The following is a 1291-nucleotide window of genomic DNA, read 5'->3' as shown; positions in this document are numbered from 1 at the left end:
TCAACCTCAATAATCACAGCCAGATGCAAGGAAAAGAGATCGTTAATCAAGGTAATTTGTACATTCAAGCAGGAAATGCCTCTTCCATCAATGCCAACATCACTTCAGGAATCATGGAAGATGGTGGTTTGAATCCTTCGTCTTTTTTGTATCTACGTCTAGCGACCAATAATCTAACCATCAGTAATGGTGCTGGAACATATGGTGCTATTTCAACAGATAAGAGCAGGATCTCTAGCTACACAGGTAGGCTCATCACTAATATCGCTGATGATGCTTATTCTCTTTTTGAATCTGGCACTACCGCATGGAAAGGGGCTGTTGTCGCTCTAACTGGAGGGGAACTCAATCTCCTCTCTGGTTCTTCTGCATTCATCCTCTTAGGTGCAAACACAGGCACCAACACCCTTAATATGCAAGATACGTTCTTAAGACTCACACAGAATTCAATCTTCACAGGTACCTTAACTGCTATAGGCAATAATGAATTAGTGGCAGGGGAACATTCCTTTTTGAATCTCAAAGACAATTCTGTTTTTGAAGGAATCCTAAGAACTGATTTTACTACCAAAGAGTATAATCATCTTCCTACTGATGATGGTTTTTTAATCAATATAAGCAACTCCAAACTCTTCTTGAAAGCCAACGCTTCAGCCAAAGGTTTTAAGGACTTTGGAGGCTTCAGAGGAGGTTTGTCTAGTACCACCACAACCAATAACTATCTTGAAATGGACAGTTCAGTGGCAACTTCCGCAGGGGATTGGGTGGTATTAGATCTAAACACAAATTATGCCAATACAAGTGGTACTACTAATGCTACCTACACTGGCAGCCTTTTCACTAAAGGGACTAAAAATATCATTGTACTAGGAAATTATGCTAACTTCAAACTCGATGATGGATCGTATTTTGATGGGGTGCTCATCGCAAAGGGTACTTCAAATGCAGCTAGGTTTTTAAATCCTAATGGAGATGTGACCTTAGAAAATGGCTCTACTTTTAGGGGTGTTCTTCAAGCCAACACCTTAACACTCAAAGGTGAGGATAATGGCATCAGTGGTTCTGCTAATAGCGTGAATGGAACCTATTTGGATCTTTATAATAATAGCTATGGCAACTCAACCTTCAAAGGCCTCCAAGTCCTCTCAGGCACCCATACCCTTTTGGGTCTTACTTCCAAAGAACTCACTGCCACCATCAATAATATTGGAGGGAGATTGAGTATGAACTTCATAGGAAGTAACACAGCAGTCCCCACTGATGCTACTAATAACCCTATCCACTTTCAAGG

General features: G+C 40.8%; 1 protein-coding gene. It reads left to right on the top strand.

All coding sequences use genetic code 11. The annotated features are described in order from the left end of the window. On the top strand, window positions 1–1291 hold a 1291-nt coding region (locus tag BKH42_RS09025; RefSeq protein ID WP_219349862.1), incomplete at both ends, for a hypothetical protein.

This window comes from Helicobacter sp. 13S00482-2, assembly GCF_002272795.1.
Classification (GTDB): domain Bacteria; phylum Campylobacterota; class Campylobacteria; order Campylobacterales; family Helicobacteraceae; genus Helicobacter_J.
This window is presented reverse-complemented; position numbering and strand designations above follow the sequence as displayed.